We start from the raw sequence: 6,381 nt of genomic DNA on the forward strand, positions 1-6,381 counted from the left end.
AAAGGCTGTCTCCAAAATTTGAGACAGCTTTTTCTTCAAAAAATTATTCTTCTCCGAAACGCTCCACAAGTGTTGCAAGTGTACGTACCATTGCACCAGTTGCTCCAGCTGGTCCTAAGTCGTGCGCGCCTTTTGTTTCTGATGTTCCAGCAATATCTAAGTGTACCCACGGTGTATCTTCAGCGAATTCGCCTAAGAATGTACCTGCCATAACCGCATGTCCTTCACGACCTGGTGAGTTATTTAAATCAGCAAACTTACTGTTTCTCACACGTTCTTTATCACGATCAAAAATCGGTAGTTGCCAAATTGGCTCATCTGTTTCCATAGAAGCCTCTAGCACTTGCTCAAATAACTCTTCATTATTTGTCATTGCGCCTGTCGTATAGTTTCCAAGTGCAACAATTACACCGCCTGTTAATGTTGCAACATCAACAAGGTAGTTTGCACCAAGTTTTTTGGCATACGTAATACCGTCAGCTAAAGCTAGACGACCTTCTGCATCCGTATTTAATACTTCAATTGTTTTTCCGCTCATAGATGTGATTACATCGTCTGGCTTAAATGCCGTACCACTTACAACGTTATCAGTTGAAGGAATAACAGCGATCACATTTTGTTCTGGGCGAAGTTCACCGATAATTTCCATCGCACCTAATACAGCAGCTGCACCGCCCATATCACCTTTCATACCGACCATGCCTTCACGTGGTTTTAAAGAATAACCACCTGTATCGTATGTAATACCTTTTCCAACGAACCCAATGACATCTTTCCACTCTTCTTTTCCCTTATAAATAAGAGCGATCATTTTTGGTGGCTCTACACTACCTTGGTTTACTGCAAGTAACGCACCCATACCAAGATCTTCCATCTCTTCTTTCTCAAGAACTTTATAGTCCATATCATACTTCTCCGCTAACTCAACAGCATACTCAGCAAGCTTTGTCGCTGTTAATACGTTTGGCGGCATATTTACAAGTGTACGAGCTGAATTTGTTGCACGTCCATGTACGTAGCCAACTGTTAATGCTGCTTCAATTTCTTGTACATCTTCCGCTGTAATAGCCGTAAACTTCTCTAATTCCACACGATCCTTTTTATCTGATTTATACGTTTCTAATTCATATGTACCAAGACCTTGTACTTCTGCTGCAATATGAGCTACATCAATCACATCTAATTTCTCTGTTACGAAAGAATCCAGTAAGATTGCTGCATCTTGTACTTTTGCTGCTTGCAGTGTTTTAAATGCCTTACCAAGAGCTACACGTAACGTTTCCGTCGTATAAGATTCTTTCTTACCTAAACCAACGAAATAATAACGTTTCACATTTGTTTTTCCTAAACTATGTACTTTTGAAATAGCTTTCTTCTTAGTAGAAAGTTCTTTCTCTTCTAATAAAACTTGTAATTGTCCTTCAAACGCTTTGTCCAGTTCTTGTACAAAACTACTTGTTTTCTCTTCTTCAAATAAGGCAACAATTACCGCTTCATGGCTTGCTAATTCTTTTTGTACTTGAAACATGTTCAGACCCCCTAAATTTCTCTATCACCATTATAACTTTATTTTCGATAAAATGCGACAATTCTAACTACAGTTATATGACGTGTAAAATCTCCTCTATTATGAAATAAGCCAAGAAAAAAAGTCTAGCGTAATTACGACTAGACTATCTTTGTTTTAAATATTGACCACGAAACACTTGCATCGTTTCGTCTTGATTTAACATCGTTAACTCTTCTTCTGTAAACTTACCATTTCCTACTTTTACTACGTACACATTGACTTTTTTCTTACCCCATTGGCTATAAACATCTTTCACCGTATCATAATATAGATCAAGACGGTTTCCTTTTATTGCACCGCCCTTATCAGCTACTACACCATATCCATAACCTGGTACGAATAGAATCGTTCCAATCGGAAATACGCGTAAGTCCGCAGCAATTGTGGAATATAAATCCCTTTTCACTTTGACACCTGAATATGTAATACCATACTCTGGATGCCCTGGCCTCTTACCGGTTGACTCAATCCCCGATGTATAACCTGTTGCAGTCATTTCAATTGAACGATATTTAGACCAGTCGTTTGCCTGCTCTAAAGCATTTATCACTTCTTTACTCGGAGCAACATTTCTCTTAACTTCTGCTGCATGTACTTCTTTTGCACTCATTCCTTCATATGTCTTTACAATCTCTAATAAAGAAACTCCTGTGAAAGCCTTCCATGTTACGCATAATGCAATTGCAAGTAAACAAGTCATCATAATGCGAATACAATATCGTTTTAACATTTTTATATTCCACACTCCTTCATCGTTAATCATTCCCTATAAGATGAAGGAATATGCAAAAAAAATAATCTCCAACTTAATTGGAGATTAAAACATTTGATATCCGCTTTTCCGAAGTTTCTTGATTACGACTCCTGCTAAAGCAGCCCCTACTAATCCAGTAGATAGAATAAACACATCTGCTTGTCCTAAATGCGATACACTTGTCCCAAATGAAGAAAATGTTTCTTTCGGTTTTGAAAAATAATCCCACATACTCGCTTTATTAATAATAAGCATACAAACAATCGGATACACAATAACCATTACCCAAGTAGCTCGCAAAATCATGTTGAGTAAAAATCCAATTCCAAAGAACAAAATAAAAAATAACATCATTGAAATAAGTAATACCGGTATACTCACTCTTTCTCCCTCTCCTTCGCATGCGCCGTAAATACGTGATAGGCTGTATAACCAAATGGTTCTCCTGGATTTAATGTTTTGTCCACTTCAAGATGTAGTTCTGATCTTCCTTCTAACAAATATTTAATAAGCACAGACGTATTCGGATCACCCGCAATCTTATCCGGATGTAAGAACGCCACTTCAGACAATTCTTTCTCCTGTACAATAATATTTTCTCCTTCAGGCTCCAAAAGGAAAATAATCATATTATCACTAATCTCATTACGAATAACACCCGATCGAACACCAATGATCCCCTTCACATGAGCGACAATGCCTGTCTCTTCTAACACTTCGCGTTTCACAGCTTCATCAACCGTCTCACCTTCATTTACAAAACCAGCCGGTAAAGACCATTTCCCTTTTAATCCACTGTATTTCTTCTTAACAAATAGCCATCTACCATCTTTTGTAGCTACTAGGCCACTAACAGCTAGCCATACCTTCCCTCGTTTCTCCATGATGTAATAACCTCCTCTATTAGAACGGACAGAATATTCTTTCTTTTTATATATTATACTATATTTTTAATATGAAAAAAGCAGAAACAGCTCTTAGCCGTTTCTGCTTTTTCTACTATATATTAAAAGAACTTTAATTTACCTTTTTTAAGAACTAATAAAGGTCCACCTAATAAGAATAGGTAACGGTTATCGATTACTTTCTTCATGAAGGAAGCTTTCCAACCTGTTAACTTTTTGCCCATAACAACACCCATTGCATCGTCATGGCCTAAAGAACATACAGATCCTTTATTATCGAATACGAATTTCTTCATTTCACCCTTGCCACGAACTAATACAGTTAAGTTGTGTGCAATATTGTAACCTTGTTGAATTGCGATTTGTGCTGTTGGTGGGTATGGACGGTTAATTTCTTCGTTAATGATTAGCGCTGCGTCACCAACCATGAATACATCTTCGTATCCTGGAGCGTGCATGTACTCATCAACTTTTACACGTCCGCGCATTGCTTCAAAGCCAGACTCTTCCACAATGCCGTTACCACGAACACCTGCAGCCCAAACTACTGTTTCAGACTTAATTAATTCCGTATCATCGCCATTTGCAACGATAATACCTTCTTCAGTTGCTTCTTTAATTGCTGTACCGATGCGGAATTCTACGCCTTTTTTCTCAAGTTGTTTTACAGCGTATTCTACCAATGCAGGATCGAAACCTGGAAGTGCTGTTGGAGCAGCTTCTACACAGATGATACGTGCTTTTTCGCGTGGTACATTGTACTGTTTGCAAAGTTCAGGAACACGGTTTGCAAGCTCACCTACGTACTCGATACCAGTAAATCCAGCACCACCAACAACGATTGTTACTAACTCATCGCGCTTTTCAGCTGCATATTTAGCGAAACTAGCTTCCATATGCTCACGAATTTGACGAGTTGCATTAATGTTAGCAATTGAGAATGCGTACTCTTTTAAGCCTGTAATTCCGAACGTTTCTGATTCGAAACCAAGACCGATTACTAAGTAGTCATACTCTAACTCGCCGTCTTTTAAGATAATGCGTTTTTCAGCAGCTTTAATTTCTACTACTGTATCTTGCACAAAGTTCACTTTATTTGTATCAATAACGTCTTGAATATCTAGACAGATTTTTTCATCTTCTAATGTACCAGCTGCGCTCTCATGTAACCAAGTCGCTTGGTAGTGATAGCTGTTGTTGTTTACTAGCGTAATTTCAGCTTCATTTACAGATAATGCTTTTTGCAGACGAACAGTCGTAATCATCCCGCCATAACCTGCACCTAAAACTACGATTTTTGGAGTCTTCACCAAATCACAACCCTTTTCTTTATATAATAGTAATAAAAAATAATACCAAGTACTAAAAACTCTATTTGTCAAGAATGTGGAATTTATCACATTCTATATCATAACAAAACGCAGTCAAAAAATCGTACGAATTTTGTCATAGAAATTTAACATAATACTTCCCTATATTAGTCGGTTTTATTCCAGAATTCAAGCGTCTGGAGAATTATCAATATTTTAAAATAACATAGCGTTTTCAAGGGTTTTTTAGCCTTTTTTTCATGTATTTTCCTTTCTGTATATTTTATACAACAAAAAAGAACCTATACGAAAACTTACACACAATTCAGTCGTTTTCAGAAGTATTATGAACTCAAATATGCTATCATTTATTTGAAAGTGTCATCATTTGCAGGATTTTCGTGTACATATGAACAATATATGAAATCAATATCAAAATTCCATCTATAGGGGGAATGAAAGTGGCAGAAAATCAAAAAGTTTACGACATAACAATTATTGGTGGTGGTCCAACGGGACTGTTCACAGCATTTTATGGCGGTATGAGACAAGCAAGTGTAAAAATTATTGAAAGCTTACCTCAACTTGGCGGACAATTATCCGCACTCTACCCTGAAAAATACATTTATGATGTGGCTGGATTTCCAAAAGTGCGCGCACAAGAATTAGTTGATAACTTAAAAGAGCAAATGAAGAAATTTGACCCAACTGTTTGTTTAGAAGAAGCTGTCGATACGCTTGAGAAACAAGCTGACGGTATATTTAAACTTGTTACGAATAAGCAAACTCACTATTCTAAATCAGTTATTATTACTGCTGGCAATGGTGCTTTCCAACCACGCCGCTTAGAATTAGAAGGTACAGCGAAATACGAAAAGAAAAACTTACATTATTTCGTTGATGATATGAATAAATTTGCTGGTAAGCGCGTCGTAGTATTTGGCGGTGGCGACTCAGCAGTAGACTGGACAATGATGTTAGAACCGATCGCTGAAAAAGTTACAATCGTTCATCGTCGTGATAAATTCCGTGCGCATGAACATAGCGTAGAAAGCTTAATAAATTCTCGTGCAGAAGTAAGTACACCGTACGTTCCAGTAGAACTTATCGGTGATGACAAAATTGAACAAGTCGTTCTTCAGCACGTAAAAACTGAAGAAAAAGTTATCATCGATGTTGATGATGTAATTGTAAACTACGGCTTCGTTTCTTCTCTTGGCCCAATTAAAAACTGGGGCTTAGATATACAAAAAAACAGCATCCTTGTGAATTCAAAAATGGAAACAAATATTCCTGGCATTTACGCTGCTGGTGACATTTGTACATATGAAGGAAAAGTAAAACTTATCGCTTGTGGATTTGGCGAAGCACCGACAGCAGTAAACAATGCAAAAGCTTACTTCGATCCAAATGCAAAACTTCAACCGATGCATAGCTCAAGTATGTTTTAATATGCAAAAATAAAGCTCCTTCCATACGTGGAAGGAGCTTTCCTTTTATATAACATGAAAGCACACTGAGTCCGATAAACTATCGAACTCAGTGTGCTTTTCGTCTAAAAAATTATTATTTTCTTCTTCTACCTAATACGAATAATACTCCGCCAACTAAGAATGAAATTCCCGCACCAACTGACATCATCCATGAATGTGCTGCCCCTGTTTTCGGTAATTCTTTTTCTACTTTTACTTGCGGTTCTTTAATTAACTTTTCCAGTCTTACTTCCGGTTTCTCCAGATTTTTCGGCTCTTCCGGCTTCATTTCTGGTTCCTTCGGTTCTTTCGGTTCTTTCGGCTCTTCCGGTTTCACTTCTGGTTCCTTCGGTTCTTTCGGCTCTTCCGG

General features: G+C 37.6%; 7 protein-coding genes. 1 reads left to right on the top strand and 6 read right to left on the bottom strand.

The annotated features are described in order from the left end of the window. Positions 1 to 43 precede the first annotated feature (43 nt). From pepA to BAQ53_RS23360, 5 genes are all read right to left on the bottom strand, one after another. Positions 44 to 1,528: a cytosol aminopeptidase gene (gene pepA, locus BAQ53_RS23340; protein WP_163050653.1), complete on the bottom strand. Its 1,485-nt coding sequence runs from the start codon at positions 1,526 to 1,528 to the stop codon at positions 44 to 46. Between the two features lie 145 nt (positions 1,529 to 1,673). Further along, positions 1,674 to 2,300, bottom strand: coding sequence for a 3D domain-containing protein (locus BAQ53_RS23345; protein ID WP_000920095.1), 627 nt, complete (start codon positions 2,298 to 2,300; stop codon positions 1,674 to 1,676). 87 nt (positions 2,301 to 2,387) lie between these two features. Further along, a complete protein-coding gene (locus BAQ53_RS23350) occupies positions 2,388 to 2,705 on the bottom strand; it encodes a YuiB family protein (RefSeq protein WP_000027016.1) in 318 nt (105 codons plus the stop codon). After that, entirely contained in the window at positions 2,702 to 3,208 is a 507-nt protein-coding gene (locus BAQ53_RS23355) for an NUDIX hydrolase (RefSeq protein ID WP_000415319.1), read from the bottom strand. Before BAQ53_RS23355 ends, BAQ53_RS23350 begins: the two co-directional genes overlap by 4 nt. A 122-nt stretch (positions 3,209 to 3,330) precedes the next feature. Further along, positions 3,331 to 4,539 (bottom strand): NAD(P)/FAD-dependent oxidoreductase, encoded by a 1,209-nt coding sequence (locus tag BAQ53_RS23360; RefSeq protein ID WP_000856597.1) that lies wholly within the window; start codon positions 4,537 to 4,539, stop codon positions 3,331 to 3,333. 461 nt (positions 4,540 to 5,000) lie between these two features. Here BAQ53_RS23360 and BAQ53_RS23365 point away from each other — a divergent pair, with 461 nt between their 5' ends. Continuing rightward, positions 5,001 to 5,990: an NAD(P)/FAD-dependent oxidoreductase gene (locus BAQ53_RS23365; RefSeq protein ID WP_000829786.1), complete on the top strand. Its 990-nt coding sequence runs from the start codon at positions 5,001 to 5,003 to the stop codon at positions 5,988 to 5,990. Between the two features lie 115 nt (positions 5,991 to 6,105). Here the strand turns inward: BAQ53_RS23365 and BAQ53_RS23370 are convergent. Then, on the bottom strand, positions 6,106 to 6,381 hold a 276-nt coding region (locus tag BAQ53_RS23370), incomplete at its 5' end, for an LPXTG cell wall anchor domain-containing protein (protein WP_208906288.1).

The organism is Bacillus sp. B25(2016b) (assembly GCF_001679765.1).
Classification (GTDB): domain Bacteria; phylum Bacillota; class Bacilli; order Bacillales; family Bacillaceae_G; genus Bacillus_A; species Bacillus_A thuringiensis_K.

Excerpts from the sequence above, each read along its gene's own strand:
- pepA (WP_163050653.1), bottom strand. The coding sequence starts at position 1,528 with ATGTTTCAAGTACAAAAAGAATTAGCAAGCCATGAAGCGGTAATTGTT.
- BAQ53_RS23345 (WP_000920095.1), bottom strand. The coding sequence starts at position 2,300 with ATGTTAAAACGATATTGTATTCGCATTATGATGACTTGTTTACTTGCA.
- BAQ53_RS23355 (WP_000415319.1), bottom strand. The coding sequence starts at position 3,208 with ATGGAGAAACGAGGGAAGGTATGGCTAGCTGTTAGTGGCCTAGTAGCT.